Genomic DNA, 23211 nt, shown 5'->3' on the forward strand with positions numbered 1-23211 from the left:
GGTCGTGGTCTCGTCGCGGATCGGCGACCATTTCCCGCACTCACGGGGTGCGGCCTAGGCTCGACGGCGTGGCTCACCTTCTCGGCGCCGACGGCATCTCGCTGACCGTCGGCACCCGCACCCTGCTCGACGACGTCTCCCTCGGTCTCGACGACGGCGACCGCGTCGGCATCGTCGGCCCCAACGGGGCCGGCAAGACGACGCTCCTGCGCCTCCTCGCGGGCACGCAGCAGCCCGACGGCGGCCGTGTCACCCGCGTGGGCGGCCTGCGGGTGGGCCTGCTCGACCAGCGCGACGACGTCGGCACCGGCGCGACGATCCGCGACCTCGTGCACGGCGACGCCGCGACCCACGCCTGGGCGTCGGACGCGAGCGTCCGCACCGTCCACGCGGGGCTGCTGGGCGACCTCGACCTCGACGCCCCGGCGGACACGCTGTCCGGCGGGCAGCGTCGCCGCGTCGCGCTCGCGGCCCTCCTCGTCGCCGACCACGACGTGCTGTTCCTCGACGAGCCCACGAACCACCTCGACGTCGAGGGCGTCGCGTGGCTCGCCGCGCACCTGGGCGACCGCTTCGCCCGCCCGGGCGCGAAGGGCGCCCTCGTGGTCGTCACGCACGACCGCTGGTTCCTCGACGCCGTGTGCTCGCGCATGTGGGAGGTGCGGGGCGACGGCTCGGGCCAGGTCGAGGGCTACGAGGGCGGGTACGCGGCGTACGTGCTCGCGCGCGCCGAGCGCCAGCGCACCGCGGCCGTCGCGGCGGAGAAGCGCGACAACCTGCTGCGCAAGGAGCTCGCGTGGCTCCGGCGGGGCGCGCCCGCGCGCACGTCCAAGCCCAAGTTCCGGCTCGACGCCGCCGCCGCGCTCATCGCCGACGTCCCGCCGCCGCGCGACACGCTCGAGCTCACGCGCACCGCGACGAAGCGCCTCGGCAAGGACGTGCTCGACCTCGAGGACGTGACGGTCGCGGTGCCGCGCCAGGACGGCCAGGGCGAGCGCGTGCTGCTCGACGACGTCACGTGGCGCCTGGGGCCCGGCGACCGGTACGGGGTCGTCGGGGTCAACGGCGCCGGGAAGACGACGCTCCTCGCGCTCCTCGCCGGGCGGCGCGAGCCCGACTCCGGGCGGGTCAAGCGCGGCAAGACCGTCCACGTCGCCGAGCTGTCGCAGGACGTCGGCGAGCTCGACGACATCGCCGGGGCGCGCGTGATCCAGGTGATCGAGGACGAGAAGCGCTCGGTCGTCGTCGACGGCAAGGAGCTCTCCGCGTCCCAGCTCGTCGAGCGGCTCGGCTTCACGCGCGAGCGGTCGCAGACGCTCGTTCGCGACCTCTCGGGCGGCGAGCGGCGGCGCCTGCAGCTCCTGCGCCTGCTCGTCGCCGAGCCCAACGTGCTCCTGCTCGACGAGCCGACGAACGACCTCGACACCGACACGCTCGCCGCGCTCGAGGACCTGCTCGACGGCTGGCCCGGCACGCTCATCGTCGTCTCGCACGACCGCTACCTGCTGGAGCGCGTCGCGGACCGCCAGGTCGCGCTGCTCGGCGACGGCCAGGTGCGCGACCTGCCGGGCGGCGTCGAGCAGTACCTCGAGCTGCGGCGCGCGGCGCTCGCGGGCGGCACGGGCGCGGCGTCGACCGGGTTCGCGCCCACGGGCGCCGACGGGACGCCGGACGCGGGGTCGGCCGCGGAGGCCCCGGGCCCGAGCGCGGCCGAGGTGCGGGCGGCGAAGAAGGAGATCAACCGCATCGAGCGGCGCCTGAGCAAGATCGCAGAGGTCGAGGGCCGGCTGCACGAGAAGATCGCGGCGAACGCGACCGACTTCGCGGCGGTCGCGGAGCTCGACGCCGAGCTGCGCACGCTCGCGGCGGAGAAGGACGAGCTCGAGGCGGCGTGGCTCGAGGCGGCGGAGGTCGCCGGGTGACGGCCGACCGCATGCGGGTCGCGGTGTCCGCGCGCGGCGTCGAGGTCGACGACGGTCAGGGCGGCGTCCTCGCGCCCTGGGCGGACGTGCGCCGCGTCACCGCGTTCGCGCTCGGCGGCCCGGGCGGCACCGCCCGGTACGTGTCGTTCGACCTCGTGAACGGGCACAGCGTCGAGGTGGACGACGCCGCCCCGGAGTGGGACGACGTGCTCGCCGCCCTGCCCGGGCGGGTCGAGCTCGCGGTGGACGACCCGCTCGCGGCGCTCGGCGCGCTCGCGCCGGGCGGGAGGCTCGTCCTCGCGGGGCCCGTGCGGACCCGCTGACCGCCGGGGACCCGCGTCCGGGCGCGCGGCTCAGCGCCGCAGGAAGCCCATGCGGTCGTCGGGGTCGACGCGCTCGAGGATGGCGCCCGCGATGGCGTCGAGCTGCTCGACCTGCTCGTCGGTGAGCGCGTCGATCACGTGGTCGCGCACCGTCGCCACGTGCCCGGGCGCCGTCGCGACGACCTTCTCCCAGCCGGCGTCGGTGAGGTGCGCGTTCGTCGCGCGGCGGTCCTCGGGGCACGGCACGCGCTCGACGAGGCCGCGCTTCTCGAGGCGCGCGACGACGTGCGACAGCCGGGGGAGCGTGGCGTTCGTGGCGCCCGCGAGGTCGGTCATGCGCAGCGTGCGCCGCGGAGCCTCCGAGAGCATGGCCAGCACGTAGTACTCGAAGTGGCTGAGGTCGGCGTCGCGCCGGAGCTGGGAGTCGAGGACGCCCGGCAGCAGCTCCACGACCGCCACGAGCCGCTTCCACGCGTCGAGCTGCTGGTCGTCGAGCCAGCGGGGTTCCGTCGCCATCACTCCTCCTCCGGTCCGGCGATCCACATAGTTGACGGTACAAGTTTAGCGGCGTACGGTGTTAGTTGTAGCAACAACTAATAGCCGACCGTCGGGCCGGCGGAGGAAGGGAAGCCACCATGAGCAGCATCACCATCATCGGCGCCGGGAACATGGGCTCGGCCATCGCCGGTCTCGCGCTCGCCGCGGGCAGCCAGGTGCAGGTCCTGACCCGTGAGGCCACCGAGGTCGACCCGCGCGTCACGGCGGGCACGGTCGGCGACGAGATCACGGGCGACGTCGTCGTCCTCGCGCTCCCGTACGGGGCGCTCGACGACGTCCTCGGCGCCTACGCGGGCCGCCTCGACGGCAAGGTCCTCGTCGACATCACCAACCCGCTCGACTTCGCGACGTTCGACTCCCTCGTCGTGCCCGCCGGCTCGTCGGCCGCGGCGCAGATCCAGGAGCGCGTCCCGGGCGCGCGCGTCCTCAAGGCGTTCAACACGAACTTCGCGGCGACGCTCGCGACGGGCCAGGTCGGGCCGCTCCCGACGACGGTCCTCGTCGCAGGCGACGACGCGGACGCGAAGGCCGCCCTCGCGGGCGCCGTGTCCGGGGTCCGCGTCGTCGACGCCGGCTCGCTGAAGCGCGCGCGCGAGCTCGAGGCCCTCGGCTTCCTGCAGCTCACGCTCGCGGCGGGGGAGAAGACCTCCTGGACGACGGGCTTCGCGCTCGCCGAGTGACCCCACCCGCTCGCGCACGACGACGGCCGGCCACCCCGCGGGGTGACCGGCCGTCGTCGTGCCCGGAGGGTCAGCCGCGCGCCTTCTCGACGGCGGCGCGGGCCGCCTCGTGCTCCGCCTTCTGGGCCTCGCGCAGCGCCTTCTCCAGCTCGCGCACCTTCTTCTGCGCCTCGCGCACGCGCCGCTCCGCGTCGCGCCGCCGGAGCGTCGCCTTCTTGACCCGCGGGTCCTTGACGTGGACCGCGACCTCGACCGGCGCGACGGCGTCGCGCGGGTCCGCCGCCGGCGCGGGCTCCGTGTCCGTGGCGGGCTGCTTTCCGGGCGCGCTCCCCGCGCCGGGCGCCCCGGCGGCCCGAGCGTCGACGTAGACGGCGATCCCGTCGAGCACCCGCTCCAGGCCCCACGCGGTGTCGTCGATCTCGCCCTCGCCCGCGTACGTCCCCGCCTCGACGAGGGGCCGCAGGTAGGGGAACCGCACCTCGTCCACGAGCCCGCGCAGCGCGTCGGCCCACGCACCGCCCTGGACCGCCTCGTCGCCCCCTGCCGCGGCGACGGCGCGCGCGAGGTCGGTCTGCAGCCGGGCCGCGTTCCGGGCGTACCCGCTGACGAGGAGGATGACGGACATCTTCTCCTCGTCGTCGAGCGGCGTGGACCGCAGCGCGCGCAGCCCGGCGTCCGCGCCGCGCAGGTTGTTCGGCGTGAGCGGCGCACCGGTCACGGGGATGTCGAGGAACCACGGGTGCGACGCGAACACCGCCATCGTGAACTGCGCCCACTCGCGCAGCTCGGCGCGCCAGTCGGCGGGCTCGTGCGCGGGCGGGTACTCGACGTCGAGCGCCGCCTCCTGCATGAGGAGCAGCAGGTCGTCCTTGCTCGTGACGTACCGGTAGAGCGACATCGTCGTGAAGCCGAGGCTCTGCGCGACCTTCGCCATGGACACGGCCCCGAGCCCGTCGGCGTCGGCGATCTCCGTCGCCGCGTCGACGATCCGCTCGATGCTCAGCTCGCGCTTCGGCGCGCGCTCGGGGCGTTCGGCCACGCCCCACGCGAGCGCGAGCCGGGGCGGGAGGTCGGGTGCGTCCGTCATGGCTTCATCCTCCCCGACGGCGCCCGGACGTGGGTCGCAGCCGTGCCGAGCAGGCCCTCCCGGTGGCGCGAGCAGGTGGTCCTGGTGCGTCCTGCCGACCGGACGCACCAGGACCACCTGCTCGGCCGCGCGGGAGGGCCAGGGGGGAAGAGTGTGGGGGGTGGGGTCAGCGGGCCGTCCGCCGGCGGTAGAGCAGGGAGCCGGCGGTGCAGCTCGCGACGAGGAAGCCGGCGAGCCACGCGACGGCCGTGAGGGCCGTCGACGCGTCGGGCGCGCCTGCGAGCAGCCCGCGGAACGTCTCGATGACCGGCGTGAACGGCTGGTTCTCCGCGAACCCGTGCAGCCACGACGGCATGGTGTCGATCGGGACGAACCCCGAGCTGAGGTAGGGCACGAACAGGAAGAGGAAGTTCACCGACTGCGACGCCTCGACGCTCAGCACGAGGCCGAGCGCCACGCTCAGCCACGTGAACGTCAGCACGGCGAGGACGGCGAAGGCGACGAGCCCCGCCCAGTCGGCGGGCCCGGAGTCGGGCCGGAAGCCGAGCGCGAGCGCGACCCCCACGACGACGACGGCGGACGCGAGGTTGCGCACGACGCTCGCCACGACGTGCCCCCACAGCGCGGACGGCCCGAAGATCGGCAGGGTCTTGAACCGGTCGATCGTCCCGGACGTCATGTCCTGCGCGACGCCGACCGCCGCCGTCGCGGAGCCGAACCCCAGGCACATCACGAGCACGCCGGGCACGACGTAGTCGATGTAGTCGTCCCCGCCGATCGCCCCGCCGAAGATCACGACGAAGACGAGCATGATCATCACGGGCAGCGCGAAGGCCGTGACGAGCCCGTCGACGCTGCGGAGCTGGCGGCGCGTCTCGCGCCCGACCATCGTCCGGACGTCGCGCGCGGCGGTGGCGGGGGTCCGTCGGACGCGCGGCGGCGCGGTGCGGGACGGTCGGGACAGGGTGGTCGTGGGTGCGGCGCTCATCGGGCGCCCTCCTTCCGGGTCAGGGCGAGGAACACGTCGTCGAGCGTGGGCCGGACGACGCTGACCCCCACGACCGCGAGCCCGCGGGCGTCGGCGGCCGCGAGCACGTCGCGGACCGTGCGGACGGGGTCGTCGCTCGGTGCGGTGAGCGAGAGGTCCTTCTCGTCGCTCGTCGTGCGGGCCAGCCCGATCGAGGCGGCGAGCCCGACGGCGGCGGCCAGGCTCTCCGGGTCGTCGAACGTGACGCGCACGTGGTCGCCCGCGACGAGCGCCTTGAGCTCGGCGGCCGTGCCGCGCGCCGCGACGCGGCCGCCGTGCAGGACGGCGATCGTGTCGGCCAGGCGGTCGGCCTCCTCCAGGTACTGGGTCGTCAGCAGGACGGTCGTCCCGTCGGCGGCGAGGCCGCGCACGACCTCCCAGAGCTGCGCGCGCGACGCCGGGTCGAGGCCCGTCGTCGGCTCGTCGAGCACGAGCACCGCCGGGTCGGCCACGAGGCTGATCGCCAGGTCGAGGCGGCGGCGCATGCCGCCCGAGTAGGTCGCGACCCGCCGGTCCGCGGCGTCGGTGAGGTCGAAGCGCTCGAGCAGGGCGGCGACGCGCGGGCGCACCGCACGGCGGGGCAGGTGGGCGAGCTCGCCCATCATCACGAGGTTCTCGCGGCCCGTCTGGAACTCGTCCACCGACGCGTACTGGCCCGTGAGCGCGATGGTCTCGCGCACCCGGGCGGCGTCGTGCACGACGTCGGCGCCCGCGACGCGCGCGGTGCCGCCGTCGGGCCGGACGAGGGTCGTGAGGATGTTGACGGTCGTCGTCTTGCCCGCGCCGTTGGGCCCCAGCAGCGCGAAGATCTCGCCGCGGCGCACGGTCAGGTCGACGCCGCGCAGCACGGCGTGGTCGCCGTAGGACTTCTCCAGCCCCTGCGCGGCGATCATCGGTCCGGTCATCGCCTTCTCCTTCTCCGTCGGCCGTTCGTGTGCGGCGCACACGTCATGTGTGTGCCATAAACTGTGTGTACACCATAAACAGGTGTGGAGCCGAGGGTCAAGGGTTCGAGGAGGGCCTGGCGGGGAAGGTCGGGCCCGGTGCTCAGCCCGCGCGACGACGGGGCGCGCCGGTGAGGACCAGCCCGATCCCGGTCATCACCACGAGCGCGCCCAGCACGACGGCGACCGGCACGGTCCACGTCCCCGTCGCCGTCTGCAGGGCCCCGGCCGCGGTGGGCGCGACGGCGGCGAGGCAGTACCCGACGGACTGCACCGTCGCCGACGCCTGCCGGCCGCGCCGGACCGTCGGGTACCGCTGCGCGACGAGCGTGAAGATCACGACGAAGTTCGCCGCCTGGGCGACGCCCGCCGCGGACGCCCACACCGCCCAGAGCCCCGGCGCGACGAGCAGGCCCACGGGCAGCGTGAGCCACAGCACCGCGATCCCCACGAACGTCTGCCGCAGGCTGAGACGACGCGCGGCGAGCGGCACCGCGAGACCACCGACGATCGCGAAGCCCTGGAACAGCGACGCCGCCCCGCCCGACGCCGAGCGCGGGATGCCCGCGAGGTCCTCGAGGATCAGCGGCAGCCACGCCGTGAGCGCGTAGAAGCTCGACGACTGGAGCGCGAACATCGCGCACAGCCACCACGTGAACGAGGTCGCGAGGACGTGGCGCTCGCGGGCCGTCGTCGGGTCGGTCCCCGTGACCCCCTCCGCCGCGGCTGCCGCCAGCGCGTCCTCGTCAGCCGCAGCCTTCGTCCCCGCCGCCGTCGGGCCGGGCACGCGCTCTGCCGGGCCGCCCCGGGGCTCGCGCGCCTCGCGCGGCACCGCGCGCAGCCACCACACGAGCGCGACGACCGCGAGCACGGACCACGACGCGAGCGCCCAGCGCCACCCGACGGTGTCCGCCAGCGGCGCGGTGAGCGCCGTCGTCGCGACGGTCCCGACGTTGATCGCGGCCGTGTACAGGCCCGTCACCGTCGCGACGTGCCCGGGGAAGTCGCGCTGGGCGATCATCGGCACCGCGAGGTTCGCCGTCGTGATGCCCAGCCCGAGGAGCACCGTGCCCGCGAACGTCCCGGCCGCGCCGAGCGGCGCGAGGTCTGCCGAGCGCAGGACCGTCCCGGCGAAGATCAGCGCGAGCGCGACGGCGATCGCCGTCCGCAGCGACGACCGCCCGAGCACGCCCGCGACGGCGGGCGTCGCCAGCGCGAAGCACAGCACCGGGATGCCGGTGAGCAGGCCCGCCGCGGCGGCGGTGAGGTCGAGGTCGGCCGCGACGTCCCCGACGACGGGCGGGAGCGCCGTGAGCGGCGCCCGCAGGTTGACGGCCACGAGCAGGACGGCGACCAGCAGGACCCCGTCGATCCCGCCGCGGAAGGTGCTCGGGCGGGGCGGCCGTGACGACGGCATCGGGCGGGGACCTCCGGGTGCGGGCGCGTGCGGCGACGCCCGCCCGGTCGTCCGGGCCGTCGGTCAGTCGTCGAACTGTCCTCCGACTGTACGCAGGAGCGCCGCGAGCGCAGGTCGTTCGCCGGGCTCGAGCGCGTCGAGGATGCGGGCCTCGACGGCGAGGAGGTCGGTCATCGCCGTGTCCACGCGCGCCAGGCCCTCCGGCGTGAGCTCGACGAGCACGCCGCGCCGGTCGTCGGGCGAGCGCCGACGCACCACGAGCCCGCGCTCCTCGAGCCGGTCGATGCGGTTCGTCATGGTCCCGCTCGTCACGAGCGTCTGGGTGACGAGCGCCCCCGGAGAGAGGCGGTACGGCTCGCCCGCGCGGCGCAGCGCGGACAGGACGTCGAACTCCCACGTCTCCAGGTGCCCGCGCGCGAACGCCGTGCGCCGCGCCCGGTCCAGGTGCCGGGCGAGCCGGTCGACCCGGGAGAACACGGTCAGCGGCTCGACGTCGAGGTCCGGCCGCTCCCGCTGCCACGCCGCGACGATGCGGTCGACCTCGTCCTCGTGCTGCTGGTCCATGACGCGAGGGTACTCGACGTGTCTCGACGTCAAGACTCTTGACGGCTCGGCGGTCGCCGCGGCGCGCCACGGGAAGCCCACCGAGTCGCGAGGTAGAGCCATGGTCCCCGAGGTAGAGCCCAGGTCCCCCGAGGTAGAGCCGTGGTCCGGCGAGGTAGAGCCGTGGTCTCGCGAGGTAGAGCCGTGGTCATGCAGGTCGTGCCCGGGGGCGCGCCCTCCCGGGTGAGACCAGCGCCGGTGGGATAACCACACGCCGTCGACCCGCCGGACCAGGCCTCTACCTCGCCGGACCAGGCCTCTACCTCGGGGGACCGGGCCTCTACCTCGCCGGACCAGGCCTCTACCTCGGGGGACCGGGCCTCTACCTCGCCGGACCAGGCCTCTACCTCGGGGGACCGGGGGCTCTACTTCGGCGGACCGGGCCTCTACTTCGGGGGACCGGGGGCTCTACTTCGGGGGACCGGGGCTCTACCTCGGTGGACCTGGGCTCTCCCTCGCGGTCAGGACGTGCGGAGGGCGTCCTTGAGGCGCACGCGGGCGCCGGTGCGCAGGACGGCGTTGGAGTAGATCTTCGCCGCGAGCCACACGAGCAGGGGGATGACCGCGACGGAGAGACCCAGCGCGACGAGGGCCTCCCACGGCTCGGCGCTGCCGAGCGCGATGCGGACCGGCATGAGCAGCGGCGAGCACAGCGGCACGTACGACAGCCAGACGACGAGCGGGTTGTCCGGCGCCCACGGCGCGACGGAGACGCCCACGATGTACGGCACGATCATGAGGAACGTGACGGGCGTGGTGACCGCGCCGACGTCCTCCTGGCGCGAGACCAGCGCGCCGAGGCCCGCCATGAGCAGCGCGTAGCTGACGAACCCGACGACGAACCACACGAGCGCCCAGGCGGCGGCGGTCCCGAGGTCGATCGTCGAGGTGTCGACGAGGCCGAGGCCGAGCGCGGTCCCGACGCCCGCGAGCACGACGAGCGCGACCTGCCCGAGCCCGACGAGCCCGATGCCGAGGACCTTGCCCGCCATGAGCTGCCACGGGCGCACGGTCGAGAGCAGGAGCTCGACGACGCGGCTCGTCTTCTCCTCGACGACCCCCTGCGCGATGAGCTGGCCGCTGATCATGATGGCCATGAAGAGCAGGATGCCGGTGACCAGTCCGGTGACGTAGCGCGCGGGGTCGAACTCGCTCGGCTCGCCGATGGTGCGCACCTCCGGCGCGGCCGTCGCGACGTCGCCCGCGACCTGGGCGGGGTCGCCCCCGAGGCTGGCGACGGCGTCGGACAGCGCGGTCTGCTGGGCGAGCGTCGTGAAGACGGCCGTGAGGCCCGACGACAGCTCGGTGTCGACGACGACGGTGGGGGAGCCGGCGCTCCCGGTGACGAGGGCGTCGAGGTCGCCGTCGCGCACCTGGGCCTCGCCCGCGGCGTCGTCCGCGACGTCGACGGTCTCGACGTCGGTCCCGAGCGTGCTCCCGGTGGTCTCGATCGTCTCGGCGAGCGCGGCGGTCTGCGGCGTGACACCGACGCGCTCGGCGCTCGGGCCGGACCCGTTCGCGAGGTTGAGCACGACCCCGCCGAGCACGACGGCGCCGACGAGGATCACGGTCAGCCACACGAAGGACTTGGAGCGCAGCCGCGTCATGATCTCGCGGCCCGCGACGAGGCGGATCGCGCCCCACGACGTCAGCGACGTGCCCTGGCCCGCGCTCATGCCCCCACCTCCACGGTCTCGGCGGCCGTCGCGGCCGGCTTCTCCTCGGCGCTCACGACGTCGCGGTAGAGCTCGGTGAGCGACGGCCGGACGAGCGCGAACTCGTGCACGGGCCCGGCGGCGAGCGCCGCGCGCAGCACGGCCTGCTCGCGCCCACCGGGGACGCCCCCGGTACCGTCACCGGTCCCGGCACCGGGCGGACCGCCGGGCGCGAGCTCGACGACGGTGCGCGACCCCTCCAGGCTGACGGCCCGCGCGTCGGGCACCGCGCCGATCCACGTCGCCCCGGGCGGGCCGTCCACGACCCAGCGCTCCTGCTCGGTGCGGCGGAGCTCGTCGATCGTGCCGACCTCGACCATCGCGCCGTCCTTGATGATGCCGACGCGGTCGCACAGCCGTTCTACGAGGTCGAGCTGGTGCGACGAGAACACGACGGGCACGCCCGCGTCGGCGCGGTCGCGCAGCACCCCGCTCATGACGTCGACGGCGACCGGGTCGAGCCCGCTGAACGGCTCGTCGAGCACGAGCAGCTCGGGGTCGTGGGTGAGCGCGGCGGCGAGCTGGACGCGCTGCTGGTTGCCGAGCGAGAGCTTCTGCACCTCGTCGTCGCGGCGCGCCTCGACACCGAGCGTGGTGGTCCAGCGCTCCATCGCGTCCTTCGCCCCGGCGGCGGAGAGCCCGTGCAGCCGGGCGAGGTAGACGAGCTGCTCGCCGACCTTCATGCGGGGGTAGAGGCCGCGCTCCTCGGGCATGTAGCCGATGCGACGGCGGGCGGCCAGGTCGAGGGGCCGCCCCTCCCACCGGACCTCGCCGCCGTCGGCGGCGAGGACGCCGAGGACGATGCGCATCGTCGTCGTCTTCCCGGCGCCGTTCGAGCCGACGAAGCCGAAGATCTCCCCGGCGCGCACGTCGAACGACGTGCCGCGCAGGGCGCGCACGGCGCCGTAGGACTTGGTGAGCGAGTCGATCTCGAGTGTCGCCATGCGCTCCACACAACCACGCGCGAGCGCGTGCGGCACGGGACAGATGTCACGTCCTGGCCGTGTGGAGGCAGGGGGTGCACCCCTGCCTCCGTCGGGCTGGCCCGCCGGTCAGCCGAGGTGCTCGTCGCGCACCGGGGGCACCGTCCGGGCGGCCCGCACGGCGAGGCGCAGCATGGTCCCGGTCGCCTCGTCGACCGCCGCGGCGTCGTCGCGCCCCACGGCGTCGAGCGAGACCCAGAGCAGCTCGCGGGCGAGCGCGGCGTCCTGCTCCTCGAGCCGTCCGGACACCGACTCGACGGCGCTCATCGCGACGAGCACGCGCATCACGGCCGACGTCGGGGGCGCGACCCGCACGCGCCGGATCTCCACGGCGCGGCGCAGCGCGCGCCGCTCGACCCGCGTGAGGCGCGGGCCCGTCACGTGCAGGAGGGCGACGGTGAGGAGGGCCGCCACGAGCCCGAGGACCGCGGCGAGGAGCAGGGTCTCGGGCGCGGTCAGGTGCCGTCCCGCGACCAGGGCGGCGAGCGCGGTGGTCACGCCCGCGACGAGACCGATCCGCACCACGTCGACCGACGCGCGCCACTCGGCGTGCCTGCGTACCCGGTCCAGCTCGTGAGGCGTGAGGCCCGGGACGAGCACGTCGGTGCGCTGGACGACGCGCGCGGGCGCGCCCGCGACGTCGCCCTGCAGACAGCGTGCGGTCGTCCAGGTCACGTACCCCCAGACCGTGGGACGGATCTCGTCCCGTGGGTCGCCGTACCCCTGGTCGGTCGACCGGTCGTGCCCGTGCATCCGCTGCCCCGCTCCGTCGTTCTGCTCTGCCGCCAGAGAGACGGGCTGACCCCGCTGTCATGACGCGGGTTTCGGGGCCGGATCTGCGTCAGGACCTCGTGGTGATGAGGTGGGGCCGCTTCTCCATGTCCGCGAGGCCGTTCCAGGCCAGGTTGACGAGGTGCGCCGCGACCTCCGTCTTCTTGGGAGAGCGGGCGTCGAGCCAGTACTGGCCGGTCAGGGCGACCATGCCGACGAGCATCTGCGCGTAGATGGGCGCGACCTTCGGGTCGAGGCCGCGCGTGCGGAACTGGTTCGCCAGGAGGTGCTCGACCTGCGTCGCGACGTCGCCGATGAGGCTCGAGAACGTGCCCGTCGCCTGCGCGACGGGGGAGTCGCGCACGAGGATCCGGAAGCCGTCCTCGGACGCCTCGATGTAGGACAGGAGCGCCAGCGCGGTGCGCTCCAGCAGCACCTTCGGGTGGCCGCCCTCGTCGAGCGCGCCCGACAGCGCCGCGGTGAGCGCCTGCACCTCGCGGTCCACGACGACCGCGTAGATGCCCTCCTTGCCGCCGAAGTGCTCGTACACGACGGGCTTCGACACCTCGGCGCGCGCGGCGATCTCCTCGACGCTCGTCCCCTCGAACCCCTTCTCGGCGAACAGCCGACGGCTGACCGCGAGCAGCTGCTCGCGCCGCTGGCTCGCGGTCATGCGGGATCGGGGGGTGCGTCTGGAGTCGGCCACGGGTCCATCATGCCGTGCGGGCGCTCGCCGCAGCCGGAGGGTCCGCGCCCGCCGGTGCGGGCGTCGTCGGGCAGGTGCGCGCCCGGGTGTGGTGCGGGCCACGCCCCGCGTCCGGCGCGGATGGGGCGAGACGGGCACGCGCGGCGTCGGGCACGGGGACCGACCTGGCAGACTGTTCCCGGACCCGGCCCGCCCGCCGCGGCCCGGGGTCGTACCGGGGGCGTGGCGACGGGCAGGTGACGCGCACGTGCCGAGCACGTGACGAGCACGGCGTCGCCGGGTCCGGTCCGCCTTGGTGTAATCGGCAGCACAAGGGTTTTTGGTGCCCTTGGTCCAGGTTCGAGTCCTGGGGGCGGAGCTCGTGCCACCGATCCCGAGGGGAACACCCATGGAAGCTCAGCAGGGCACCGACACCACCGTCGCCCCCGCTGCCGTGATCGTCCTCGCCGCAGGCGAGGGCACGCGGATGAAGTCGTCCACCCCCAAGATGCTGCACACGCTCGCGGGCCGCAGCCTGCTCGGGCACGTGCTCGTCGCCGCGCGCTCGCTCGACCCGGCGCTGCTCGCCGTCGTCGTGCGGCACGAGCGCGACCGCGTCGCCGAGCACGCGGTGTCGGTCGACCCGGACGCGGTCGTCGTGGACCAGGACGAGATCCCGGGGACGGGCCGCGCCGTGCAGTGCGCGCTCGCCGCTCTCGACGCGAAGGCGCACGCGCAGTCGCTCGTCCACGGCGTGCCCGACGGCGAGGAGGGGCGCGGCGTCGGCGACGGCCTCGAGGGTCCCGTGGTCGTCACGGCGGGCGACACCCCGCTGCTCGACGGCGGCACGCTCGCCCAGCTCCTCGCGGCGCACGTCGCCGACGGCAACGCGGTCACGATGCTGACGACGCAGCTCGAGGACGCGACCGGCTACGGCCGCGTCGTGCGCGACGACGCGACGGGCGACGTCCTGCGGATCGTCGAGCACAAGGACGCATCGCCCGACGAGCTCGCGATCCGCGAGATCAACGCGTCGATCTACGTGTTCGACGCCGCCGTCCTGCGGCGCGGGCTCGGCACGCTCGGCCGCGACAACGCGCAGGGCGAGGTCTACCTGACGGACGTCGTCGCCGCGGCGCGCGCCGAGGGCGGCGTCGTGCGGGCGCTCGTCTCGGACGACCCGACCGTCGTGGAGGGGGTGAACGACCGCGTCCAGCTCGCGACGCTGCGGGCCGAGCTCAACCGCCGGATCCTCGAGGACTGGATGCGCGCGGGCGTGACCGTCGTCGACCCGGCCACGACGTGGGTCGACGTCGACGTCGAGCTCGCGCGCGACGTGACGCTGCTCCCGGGGACGCAGCTCCACGGCGCGACGGTCGTCGCCGAGGGGGCGACGGTCGGCCCCGACACCACGCTCACGGACACCGAGGTCGGCGCCGGCGCGACCGTGACCCGCACGCACGGCTCGCTCGCGGTCCTGGGCGCGGGGACGTCCGTCGGCCCGTTCGCGTACCTGCGGCCCGGCACCGTGCTGGGGGCGCACGGCAAGATCGGGACGTTCGTCGAGACGAAGAACGCGGAGATCGGCGAGGGGTCGAAGATCCCGCACCTGTCCTACGTGGGCGACGCGACGATCGGCGAGCACACGAACATCGGTGCCGCGTCGGTCACGGTCAACTACGACGGCGTGCACAAGCACCGCACCGTCATCGGCTCGCACGCCCGCACCGGCGCGGACAACATGTTCGTCGCGCCCGTGAGCGTCGGTGACGGCGCGTACACCGCCGCCGGGTCCGTCATCCGCCGCGACGTGCCCGCGGGCGCGCTCGGCGTGAGCGGCGGCCAGCAGCGCAACATCGAGGGCTGGGTCGAGCGCCGTCGCGCCGGCACGCCCGCCGCCGAGGCCGCGGCCGCCGCGCGCGCCGCGGACCCGGAGGCGCCCCCGCTCGGCGCGCAGGCGCAGGCCCAGCTCGCGGACCAGAGCGCCGCCGCGACGGCCGACCGCCCCACCCCGCCGCCGCCCGGTCCCGAGCTCGAGCACACGCTCGAGGCGCTGCGTGGCGGTCGTCCCGCCACCACGACAGACTGACCGCGACCGGCCAGCCGACCTCAGACCTCACCCCGCACCCGGAAACCCCACCGAAGGAACCCACTGGTATGAGCAGCACGATCGCCGGCAACGGGGAGAAGTCCCTCGTCCTCGCCTCGGGGCGCGCGCACCCCGAGCTGGCCAACGACGTCGCGCGGGAGCTGGGCATCGACCTGCTGCCCACGACCGCGTACGACTTCGCGAACGGCGAGATCTACGTCCGGTTCGGCGAGTCGGTGCGCGGCTCGGACGTCTTCATCCTCCAGAGCCACACCGCGCCGATCAACCAGTGGATCATGGAGCAGCTGCTCATGGTCGACGCCGCGAAGCGCGCCTCGGCCCGCACGATCACGGTCGTGCAGCCGTTCTACGGGTACGCCCGCCAGGACAAGAAGCACCGCGGGCGCGAGCCGATCTCGGCCCGCCTCATGTCCGACCTGTTCACCGCCGCGGGCGCCGACCGCCTCATGAGCGTCGACCTGCACGCCGCGCAGACGCAGGGCTTCTTCGACGGGCCGGTCGACCACCTGTGGGCGATGCCGATCCTCACGGACTACGTGCGCTCGCGCGTCGACACGTCGAACGTCACGGTCGTCTCGCCCGACGCGGGCCGCATCCGCGTCGCCGAGCAGTGGGCCGCGAAGCTCGGCGGCGGGCCGCTCGCGTTCGTCCACAAGACGCGCGACGTCACGCGCCCGAACCAGGCCGTCGCGAACCGCGTCGTCGGCGACGTCGAGGGCCGCGACTGCGTGCTCGTCGACGACCTCATCGACACCGGCGGCACGATCGCCGAGGCCGTGCGCGTCATCCTCGCCGCGGGCGCGCGGTCGGTCATCGTGGCCGCGACGCACGGCGTGCTGTCCGACCCGGCGGCCCAGCGCCTGTCCGAGTGCGGGGCGAGCGAGGTCGTCATCACCGACACGCTGCCCATCGCGGCGGACAAGCAGTTCCCGCAGCTCACGGTGCTCTCCATCGCGCCCCTCATCGCGCGCGCGATCCGCGAGGTGTTCGACGACGGCTCGGTCACCTCGCTGTTCGACGGCAACAGCTGAGGCTCAGCCCAGCCACGCGGCCAGCGCGGCCCGCAGCCGGTCGCGCTCCGACGGCGTGAGCCGCAGGCGCGTCACGCGGGACCGCAGGGCGCGGGCGACGTCGTCGGGGAGGCCCTGCCCGGCCGGGGGCAGGGCACCCACGTCGTGGGTGAGCAGCACGTCGAGCACGTCGCAGCGGCCCGGGAGCGCGGGGAGGTCCGCCGCGAGGTGCGCGGCGGCGCGCACCCTCGCGGCCTCCTCGGGCGTCGTCCCGAGGAGCGCCGCGAGGTCGGGAGGGGGGACCGCCACGATCCGCTGCTCCGTCGTCAGGCCCCACGCGCGCAGGGCCGGCGCGTACCGGGCGAACGGGGCGACCGCGAGCAGGTCGAGCGGGTCCTGGCCGAACTCCGCGGCGTACTCCGGCCGCTCGCGGTACGCGGCCAGCATCGGGTCGTCGTGGAGCCACGCGCGCAGGTCGGCGAGCACGACCGCGCGCCGCAGGTGGTCGGTCGTCCGGAGCGCGTCCTCGGCGTCGAGCGGGTCCGCGCGGACGGCGTACGTGCACGCCAGGTTGTACTCGCCGGTCGGCGTGGTGGGGGGCGGCGGGTCCCCGTCGTCGGGGTCGCGGGCCAGGGCGGCCCGGTAGGCGCGCCGCAGGCGCTGCCGGGGCGTCTCGGTCGGCTCGGCGGGCTCCGTGGGCTCGGCCGGCCCGGTCCCCGGGACCGGCGGCGCCCCCTGCGCCCGCACGGGCTCCAGCGCCCGGGCCGCGTCCTCCGCCTGGCGGTACAGGCTCTCGACGGCGTCCTGGAGCCGGACGACGAGCGCGTCCTCCCGCCCCGCGGCACGCTCCGCCGCGAGCGCCTCCAGCAGCGCGCGGACGGCGTCGACGGCGGTCGCGTCGAGCCTGCCCGCGGGGCCGCCCCCGTCGCGCCGCGGTGCGAAGCACGCGTTGACGGTCGTCACGGCGCGCGAGTACTGGGCCCGCAGCCGCAGCGCGCGGTACCCGCTGCGGCCCGCCGTCCGCGCGACGAACCCGTCGAGCCAGCGGCCGTACGCGTCGAGGTCCTCGCGCAGGGTGTGGTGCCGGCCCTCGGCGTGCGCGAGGGCGACCTGGGCCAGGTCGTTGCGCGGGTCGACGTCGACGGCGCGCGCCAGGAGCTCCCGCTCCCGGTCCGGCGCGGCGGCGAGGTCGCTCTGGGCGACGTACTGGAGGGCGAGGCTGCGCCACGACGTCGCGCCGCACAGCCCGTCGAAGCCCGCGTGGTGGCGCGCCAGGGTCAGGAGCACGACGGCGGCGGCGGCACGGTAGAGGTCGACCTGCGCCGCGGTGGCGGCCGACGTCGGGTCCGCGGCGTCGAACCGCAGGAGCCCGGCGCGGTCGAGCGCGGCCGAGCCCGCGGCTCGTCCGTTCCTCGTGACGACGACGGCCAGGTGGTCGGCGTCCCGCTCCTCGACCGTGACCCGCCAAGGAACCGACCCGACGACGCCCTGGGCCAGGCTGACGACCGCCTTGACGAACGCGCCCTGGGGCAGCTCGGACAGCGCGGACCCGCTGAGGGCGCTGATGTCCGTGCCGCGGGGCACCTCCAGCCCGCGCGGCGGTTCGGCGCCCAGCTCGCCCAGCAGCGCGACGAGGCGCGCGCCGCCCGTCCCCTCGTGCGACGTCGTCCGGTCGGCGGAGCGGCCCGACGTCACCTCGATCGTCAGCCGCAGCCGGGTCGCGAGCACCGTGGCCACGAGGAGCACGCCGAGCGCCGCCACGACGGCTCCGGCCGCGACGGACCTCGCCGTGAGCGGCTCCGCGCCGATCGTCCGCGCGCCGCCGAGGGCCAGCAGCACGACGGCCGCGACCGTGGCGACGCCGGCCACGGCGCACGCCCACGCCCACCAGCGGGTGCGGTCGTGGCGGGTACCCGGGTCGACGAGCCGGAGGAGGGCGAGCCCCACCGCCACGACCCCGGCGACGAACCCGAGGACGAGGACGACCCCCGCGAGGGTCGTGCCCGCGCCGCCGGAGCCCGTCCACGTGCTCGTGCTCGCGGCGGGCCCCCACACGAGGAGGGCCGCGCCGGCGACGAGCGCTCCCCACCCGGCGGCGCCCGCGCGCACGCGCTCGCCCGCGGACAGCACGGGCCAGCGCAGGGTCACGGGCACGACGAGCCGCGCCACGACGACGAGCACGAGGACGCCGACGAGGAGCGCGAGCAGCGGCGGACCCAGGGGAGACACCGCCTCGACGAGCCCGTCCCAGGCCGATGCCGCGCGCACCGGTACCGTGGCCTCCTCCTCCTGCGCCGCGCGGACCACGGCGGCTGCTCGCGCGTCCTGGGCGTCGAGCGCGAGCGCCTGCTCCGCGCGGTCCCGTGCGGCGGCCCAGGACTCGGGCTGCCCGGACGTCGGCGGCGCCCCGCCGGGCTCGAGGGCCTCCGCCTCCGCGGCGAGGGTGGCCGCGGTGTCCCGCGCGGCGACCGCCGCGTCCCGCGCGTCGGCGCACGCCGCTGCGCGCGCCACCGGGTCCGCGGGGGACGTGGCCGTCGCGCGGTAGGCGTCGATCAGCGCGATGGCGTCCCGGGGGCGAGAGTCGTCGAGCAGCGCGACCGCGTCGGCGCACGCGCGCGGCGTCGTGGCGGCCGGGTCGGTGCTCGCGGCGTCCGCGGCGGCTGCCCCCGGGACGGGGGCGAGCGCGACGAGCAGCGCGGCGAGAGCGAGGAGACGTCTCACGCGGACCTCCCGGGTGCGGCGACGGGCACGACGTCGTGCCCCTCTGACACGAGAGTGGCAGGCAGCGGGCCGTCCGTGCCGCGTCCACCCGGGTGAAACGGCGGCGGGCCCGGACGGTCCGTGCGAGCATGGCGGCCATGAACGGCTCTGGGGTGACGACCACCGGTCAGGGAGCGGTGACGGCCACGCCGGACGTCGCCGTCGTCGAGCTCGGCGCCGAGGCGAGCGCGCCCGGCGTGCAGGACGCCCTCGACCGCGCCAACGCCGGGCTCGCCGCGGCGCGTGACGCGCTCGTCGCGCGCGGCGTGGCGCCGTCCGACCTGCGCACGTCGCAGACGTCCACGTGGACCGAGCAGCGCGAGGACGGCCCGCGCACGACCGCCCGCCTCACAGTGCGCGCGACGCTGCGCGACGTGGGGGCGAGCGGCGAGGTCGTGCGCGCCGCGCTCGACGCCGCCGGCCCGGTGGGCCGGCTCGACTCGACGAGCCTCGCCGTGGGCGACCCCGGCCCGCTCGCGGCCGCGGCGCGCGAGGCCGCGTTCGCCGACGCGCGCGCACGCGCCGAGCAGTACGCCCGCCTCGCGGGACGCTCGCTCGGTCCGGTCGTCGAGGTCCGCGAGGACGACGGCGCACCCGCCCCGGTGGCACGCGTCCTCGCGGCGAAGGCGACGAGCGACGCGCTCGTCGTGGAGCCCGGCAGCCAGGAGGTCCGCGCGACCGTCACCGTCCGGTGGGAGCTCGCCGACCCGGCCTGACGGGGCCCGGCGTCGCCGACGGCGTGAGACCTGCACCGCGCACCGGTGACAAACGGCAGGTGCCCGGCCCCGTCGCGCGGTCCTAGCGTGGACGCATGCTCATCCTCGAGGACTACCTGCTGCTCACGCTCGACGACGTGACCGGGAAGGCCGTCGGTGACACCTCGTTCCGCGAGCAGGTCGCCGCCGGCGCTCTGCTCGTCGAGCTCGCGCTGCTCGGCCGGGCCGACCTCGCGGGCGACGGCGACGGCGGTCGGGTGGGCCGGATCGTCGTCCGGGACGCGTCCCCGACGGGCAACGCGCTGCTCGACGAGGCGCTCGACGTCGTGCGGGCGAAGGAGGGCTCCACGCCGAAGGCGCTCGTCGCGCCGATCGCGAAGCTCCGGCCCGCCGCCCGCGCGGTCGCGGCGCTCGCGGAGCGCGGTGTCCTGCGGCGCGAGGAGGGTCGCGTGCTCGGGATCTTCCCCACGACGCGCTGGCCCGCGGCGGACTCGCGCCACGAGGACGCCGTGCGCGCGGACCTGCGGCGCGTCCTCGTCGAGGGACAGCCGCCGGACGCGCGCGCGGCGGCGATCGTCGCGCTGCTCGCCGCGACGGGCCAGGCCGGCCGGGTCCTCGCGACCGGCGGGTCCGGCGCCGACGCCGACGGCGGGCCCGAGCGCACCCCCGCGGGCCGCCGCGACGTCGACGCCCGGGCGCGCGAGATCGCGCGCGAGAGCTGGGCGAGCGAGCCCGTGCGCGCGTACGTCGACGAGGTCACCGCGGTGATCCTCGTCGGGGCCACCGTCGCGACGACCGTCGCGACGACGACGGCCGTGACGGGCTGAGCGCGCGATCTCGCCCGGGTGAAAAGGCGGCGGGACCCTCGTGGTCGCCGCCGTCGCGACGGTAGGTTCGCACGGTCCGCGTCGGTCCCGACGACCGGCTCTCCCGGTCCGGTCGTGGCAGTCCCCGCGCGGTCCCGTCCGCAGCGTCCGGAGGTGACGACGTGCCCCGGCAGCAGCCCGTCGAACGCGTGCGCCTGCGCTGGCCCGACGCCGCGCGCGGCCTCGCGATCCTGCTCGTCGTCGTGCTCCACGCGACGCGCGCGCTCGGGGACCTCGACCTCACCGGCGCCTGGGGCACGGTCCTCGCCGGGTGGGACCGGGTGAACGCGGCGCTCGGCACGATGCGCATGCCGCTCTTCTTCGCCGTCGCCGGCCTCTTCGCCGGGAAGTGGGTGCGCGGGCCGTGGCGCGCGCTGCTCGCGTCCAAGGTCGCGCTCTTCGCGTGGCTTCTCCTCCTGTGGCCGTTCGTCCGTGCGCTCGGCTACCTCCTCGGGGCCGTCGTCGCGGGCGACCCCGACCCGGTGCACGAGGCGCTCGTCGGGCTCGAGCTCCCGCCCGGCCTGGCCGACGACGGCGGCCCCGCGCTCCAGGTCGGCGCGGCGGCGCTCTCGGCGTGGGTGTGGCCGTCGGGGATCCGCTGGTTCCTCTGGGCGCTCGCGGTGTTCTTCGTCGTCGCGAAGCTCCTCTCGCGGCTGTCGCCGCGCGTGCAGCTGGTCGGCGCGGCGGCCGTGTCGCTCGCGGCGTTCGCGTTCGCGCTCGAGCTGCCGAACAACGCGTGGGACAGCGCGCCCAAGTACTTCGTCTTCTTCCTGGGGGGCCTCCTCCTGCGCGACCGCGTCCTCGGGCTGGCCGAGCGCCTGACGGTGTGGTCGGGCGCGGCGGTCGTGGCCCTCTGGGTCGCCGGCTGCGTCCTCGCGGCGCACGTGGCGTCGGGCGTCCTGCTGTGGGTCGTGTGCGTGCTCGGCGTCGCGGCGGGCATCGTGCTCGGCGTCGCGACGAGCGGGCTGCGGCCCCTGCGCGCGCTCGGGACGCGGACGCTGCCCGTCTACCTCACGCACATGCTCGTCATCCACGCGATCCTGCTCGTCGGCGGCGGGGCGCTCGACGCGGTGCCCGCCCCGGTGGCAGCGCTCGCGCCGCCCGTGCTCGCGCTCGTGGCGACGCTGGTGTCGGTGGGCGTGTACGCCGTCGTCTCCCGGACCCCGGTCTACTGGCTGTACGAGCTGCCCCGGGGCCTCGCGCGCCGGCTCGCCGGCCGGCCCGCGGCCCGTCCCGAGACCGCCCGGGCCGACGCCACGCCCTGACGCCCCCGCGCCGACGCCCGACGACTGCGGCCCCGCGCGGCTCCCGGGGTGGCTCGGGACGTGCCGAGGGTCGCGACGGCGGGACGCGGGTTTCCGACTCGCGCCGCGCCCGGGTACAGTTATCAGGTTGCCTCGGCGAGGGACGTCTGACGGCCGGCAGCGCTGGACCGGTGAGCACACCGGCGGCGCGGGACCGCACGTGTCAGCCAGACCTGTTGGATCTCCGTTATCGACTGGGCGGTCGTCCTCCTGCGCGCCCGTCACACGTCCCGCGCCGACGCAGCCGCCCGTCCGGGAGGCCCTCTCACCGTCCGGACAGCCGACCGTCCCCCACTGGCGGCCGGCCCGCAACGTTCTTCCAGGAGTGATCCACGTGTCCGAGATCAAGCTCGCCGCCGAGGCCCGTACCGAGTTCGGCAAGGGTGCCGCCCGTCGTATCCGCCGTGCCGACAAGATCCCCGCGGTCCTCTACGGCCACGGCAGCGCGCCGGTGCACGTCACCCTCCCGGGCCACCAGACGATGATGGCGCTCAAGCACTCGAACGCGCTCTTCTCGATCGAGCTCGAGGGCAAGGGCCAGCTCGCCATCGCCAAGGACGTCCAGCGCGACCCGGTCCGCAACGTCATCGAGCACGTCGACCTGCTCATCGTGAAGAAGGGCGAGAAGGTCGCCGTCGAGGTCCCGGTCGCCGTCACCGGCGAGTCCGCCCCCGGCACCATCCACCTCGTCGACCTGCAGACCCTCGCCATCGAGGCCGAGGCGACGCACCTCCCCGAGTCCGTCGAGGTCTCCATCGAGGGCCTCGAGGCCGGCACGACCGTCACGGCGGGCGAGGTGAAGCTCCCCTCCGGCGCGACGCTCACGACGGACCCGGAGCTCGTCGTCGTGACGATCTCCGTGCCGCAGGACAACTCGGCGGACATCGAGGCCGCCGAGCAGGCCGCCGGCTCCGAGGCCGCCGCCGAGGCGACCGCGGGCGAGTGACCCCCCGCGCGGACCTCGTCCGCGCCATGCTCTCGGCGAGGCGTCCGGCACCCTGGTGCCGGACGCCTCGCGCGCGTCGGGAGCCGGGACCGTGCAGGACGTCAGCGAAGGAACGGTGCACATGAGCGACCAGCCGTGGCTCGTCGTCGGGCTCGGGAACCCGGGCCCCGGCTACGCCGGCAACCGCCACAACCTGGGCCACATGGTCCTGGACGTCCTGGCGGGCCGGGCGGGCGCCCGGTTCGCGCGGCACCCGCGGGCGCAGGCCGCCGTCGCGGAGGCGCGCCTCGGCATGCTGCCCGGCGGGCGTCCCGGGCCGCGCGTCGTGCTCGCGAAGCCCACGACGTACATGAACGTCTCGGGCGGGCCCGTGGCGGGGCTCGCGAAGTACTACGGCATCGCTCCTGAGCACGTGGTCGTGGTCCACGACGAGGTGGACATCCCCTTCGGCACCGTCAAGCTGAAGGTCGGCGGCGGCGAGGGCGGCCACAACGGGCTGCGCGACATCACCAAGGCGCTCGGCACGAAGGACTACGTCCGGGTCCGGGGCGGCGTCGGGCGTCCGCCCGGCCGCATGGACACCGCCGACTACGTGCTCAAGGACTTCAAGGGCACCGAGGCGAAGGAGCTGCCCTTCCTCCTCGACGACGCGGCCGACGCCGTCGAGATGCTGCTCACCGAGGGGCTGCTCGCCGCACAGGGCAAGTACCACGCCCGAGCCTGACCGGTCCCGCCCGCCGAGGCCCCTCCGCCCGTCCCGCCTGCGGAAATCACCCGGGTGAGG

20 protein-coding genes, 1 tRNA gene and 1 pseudogene are annotated in these 23211 nt (G+C 75.6%); 11 read left to right on the forward strand and 11 right to left on the reverse strand.

Annotation, left to right across the window (positions count from 1 at the left end; genetic code table 11):
* Nucleotides 1-68 precede the first annotated feature (68 nt).
* Both ACZ4MO_RS12190 and ACZ4MO_RS12195 read left to right on the forward strand, forming a co-directional pair.
* Nucleotides 69-1922 (forward strand): ATP-binding cassette domain-containing protein, encoded by a 1854-nt coding sequence (locus tag ACZ4MO_RS12190; protein WP_175008933.1) that lies wholly within the window; start codon nt 69-71, stop codon nt 1920-1922.
* Complete coding sequence (locus tag ACZ4MO_RS12195; protein ID WP_074808004.1) at nt 1919-2245, forward strand: hypothetical protein; 327 nt, start codon at nt 1919-1921, stop codon at nt 2243-2245. The genes ACZ4MO_RS12190 and ACZ4MO_RS12195 overlap by 4 nt, the downstream gene beginning before the upstream one ends.
* Before the next feature lie 30 nt (nt 2246-2275).
* Here the strand turns inward: ACZ4MO_RS12195 and ACZ4MO_RS12200 are convergent, their stop codons facing one another.
* Nucleotides 2276-2761, reverse strand: coding sequence for a MarR family transcriptional regulator (locus tag ACZ4MO_RS12200; RefSeq protein ID WP_175008932.1), 486 nt, complete (start codon nt 2759-2761; stop codon nt 2276-2278).
* A 119-nt stretch (nt 2762-2880) separates the two neighbouring features.
* Between ACZ4MO_RS12200 and ACZ4MO_RS12205 the strand changes: the two genes are divergently transcribed.
* Nucleotides 2881-3483, forward strand: coding sequence for an NAD(P)-binding domain-containing protein (locus ACZ4MO_RS12205; RefSeq protein ID WP_175008931.1), 603 nt, complete (start codon nt 2881-2883; stop codon nt 3481-3483).
* Between the two features lie 70 nt (nt 3484-3553).
* Here ACZ4MO_RS12205 and ACZ4MO_RS12210 read toward each other — a convergent pair whose 3' ends face one another.
* From ACZ4MO_RS12210 to ACZ4MO_RS12250, 9 genes are all read right to left on the reverse strand, one after another.
* A complete protein-coding gene (locus ACZ4MO_RS12210; protein WP_175008930.1) occupies nt 3554-4570 on the reverse strand; it encodes a TetR/AcrR family transcriptional regulator C-terminal domain-containing protein in 1017 nt (338 codons plus the stop codon).
* 166 nt (nt 4571-4736) lie between these two features.
* On the reverse strand, nt 4737-5558 hold the full coding sequence (locus tag ACZ4MO_RS12215) for an ABC transporter permease (protein ID WP_499278977.1): 822 nt from the start codon (nt 5556-5558) through the stop codon (nt 4737-4739).
* Nucleotides 5555-6502: an ATP-binding cassette domain-containing protein gene (locus ACZ4MO_RS12220; protein ID WP_175008929.1), complete on the reverse strand. Its 948-nt coding sequence runs from the start codon at nt 6500-6502 to the stop codon at nt 5555-5557. Before ACZ4MO_RS12220 ends, ACZ4MO_RS12215 begins: the two co-directional genes overlap by 4 nt.
* Nucleotides 6503-6644: 142 nt before the next feature.
* The gene (locus ACZ4MO_RS12225; protein WP_175008928.1) at nt 6645-7958 is read right to left on the reverse strand and encodes an MFS transporter; all 1314 of its coding nucleotides are present in this window, start codon (nt 7956-7958) and stop codon (nt 6645-6647) included.
* A 63-nt stretch (nt 7959-8021) separates the two neighbouring features.
* Complete coding sequence (locus ACZ4MO_RS12230) at nt 8022-8522, reverse strand: MarR family transcriptional regulator (RefSeq protein ID WP_175008927.1); 501 nt, start codon at nt 8520-8522, stop codon at nt 8022-8024.
* A gap of 500 nt (nt 8523-9022) precedes the next feature.
* A complete protein-coding gene (locus tag ACZ4MO_RS12235) occupies nt 9023-10237 on the reverse strand; it encodes an ABC transporter permease (protein WP_175008926.1) in 1215 nt (404 codons plus the stop codon).
* The gene (locus ACZ4MO_RS12240) at nt 10234-11220 is read right to left on the reverse strand and encodes an ATP-binding cassette domain-containing protein (protein ID WP_175008925.1); all 987 of its coding nucleotides are present in this window, start codon (nt 11218-11220) and stop codon (nt 10234-10236) included. Before ACZ4MO_RS12240 ends, ACZ4MO_RS12235 begins: the two co-directional genes overlap by 4 nt.
* 108 nt (nt 11221-11328) lie before the next feature.
* Nucleotides 11329-11934 carry a hypothetical protein gene (locus ACZ4MO_RS12245; RefSeq protein WP_175008924.1) on the reverse strand — a complete coding sequence of 202 codons (606 nt, stop codon included), beginning with the start codon at nt 11932-11934 and terminating at the stop codon, nt 11329-11331.
* A gap of 166 nt (nt 11935-12100) precedes the next feature.
* On the reverse strand, nt 12101-12703 hold the full coding sequence (locus ACZ4MO_RS12250; protein ID WP_074807977.1) for a TetR/AcrR family transcriptional regulator: 603 nt from the start codon (nt 12701-12703) through the stop codon (nt 12101-12103).
* A gap of 319 nt (nt 12704-13022) precedes the next feature.
* Here ACZ4MO_RS12250 and ACZ4MO_RS12255 point away from each other — a divergent pair.
* The 3 genes and pseudogenes from ACZ4MO_RS12255 to ACZ4MO_RS12265 all read left to right on the forward strand — a co-directional run bounded on the left by ACZ4MO_RS12255 (nt 13023) and on the right by ACZ4MO_RS12265 (nt 15856).
* Nucleotides 13023-13094, forward strand: a tRNA-Gln gene (locus ACZ4MO_RS12255).
* A gap of 30 nt (nt 13095-13124) precedes the next feature.
* Nucleotides 13125-14651, forward strand: a pseudogene (gene glmU, locus ACZ4MO_RS12260) (bifunctional UDP-N-acetylglucosamine diphosphorylase/glucosamine-1-phosphate N-acetyltransferase GlmU); the annotation flags it as partial.
* Between the two features lie 221 nt (nt 14652-14872).
* A complete protein-coding gene (locus ACZ4MO_RS12265) occupies nt 14873-15856 on the forward strand; it encodes a ribose-phosphate diphosphokinase (protein ID WP_021483711.1) in 984 nt (327 codons plus the stop codon).
* A gap of 3 nt (nt 15857-15859) precedes the next feature.
* Here the strand turns inward: ACZ4MO_RS12265 and ACZ4MO_RS12270 are convergent, their stop codons facing one another.
* Entirely contained in the window at nt 15860-18556 is a 2697-nt protein-coding gene (locus ACZ4MO_RS12270) for a hypothetical protein (RefSeq protein WP_175008922.1), read from the reverse strand.
* A gap of 137 nt (nt 18557-18693) precedes the next feature.
* On the opposite strand from ACZ4MO_RS12270, the gene ACZ4MO_RS12275 reads away from it, so the two are divergent.
* The 5 genes from ACZ4MO_RS12275 (at nt 18694) to pth (ending at nt 23151) form a co-directional block, all read left to right on the forward strand.
* A complete protein-coding gene (locus ACZ4MO_RS12275; RefSeq protein WP_255437199.1) occupies nt 18694-19311 on the forward strand; it encodes an SIMPL domain-containing protein in 618 nt (205 codons plus the stop codon).
* Nucleotides 19312-19406: 95 nt separating this feature from the next.
* Nucleotides 19407-20138, forward strand: coding sequence for a GPP34 family phosphoprotein (locus ACZ4MO_RS12280; RefSeq protein WP_175008920.1), 732 nt, complete (start codon nt 19407-19409; stop codon nt 20136-20138).
* A gap of 161 nt (nt 20139-20299) precedes the next feature.
* A complete protein-coding gene (locus tag ACZ4MO_RS12285) occupies nt 20300-21442 on the forward strand; it encodes an acyltransferase family protein (RefSeq protein ID WP_175008919.1) in 1143 nt (380 codons plus the stop codon).
* A gap of 373 nt (nt 21443-21815) precedes the next feature.
* Nucleotides 21816-22427 carry a 50S ribosomal protein L25/general stress protein Ctc gene (locus ACZ4MO_RS12290; RefSeq protein ID WP_175008918.1) on the forward strand — a complete coding sequence of 204 codons (612 nt, stop codon included), beginning with the start codon at nt 21816-21818 and terminating at the stop codon, nt 22425-22427.
* A gap of 121 nt (nt 22428-22548) precedes the next feature.
* Complete coding sequence (gene pth, locus ACZ4MO_RS12295) at nt 22549-23151, forward strand: aminoacyl-tRNA hydrolase (RefSeq protein ID WP_175008917.1); 603 nt, start codon at nt 22549-22551, stop codon at nt 23149-23151.
* Nucleotides 23152-23211: the final 60 nt, after the last annotated feature.

This window comes from Sphaerisporangium cinnabarinum (assembly GCF_055567015.1).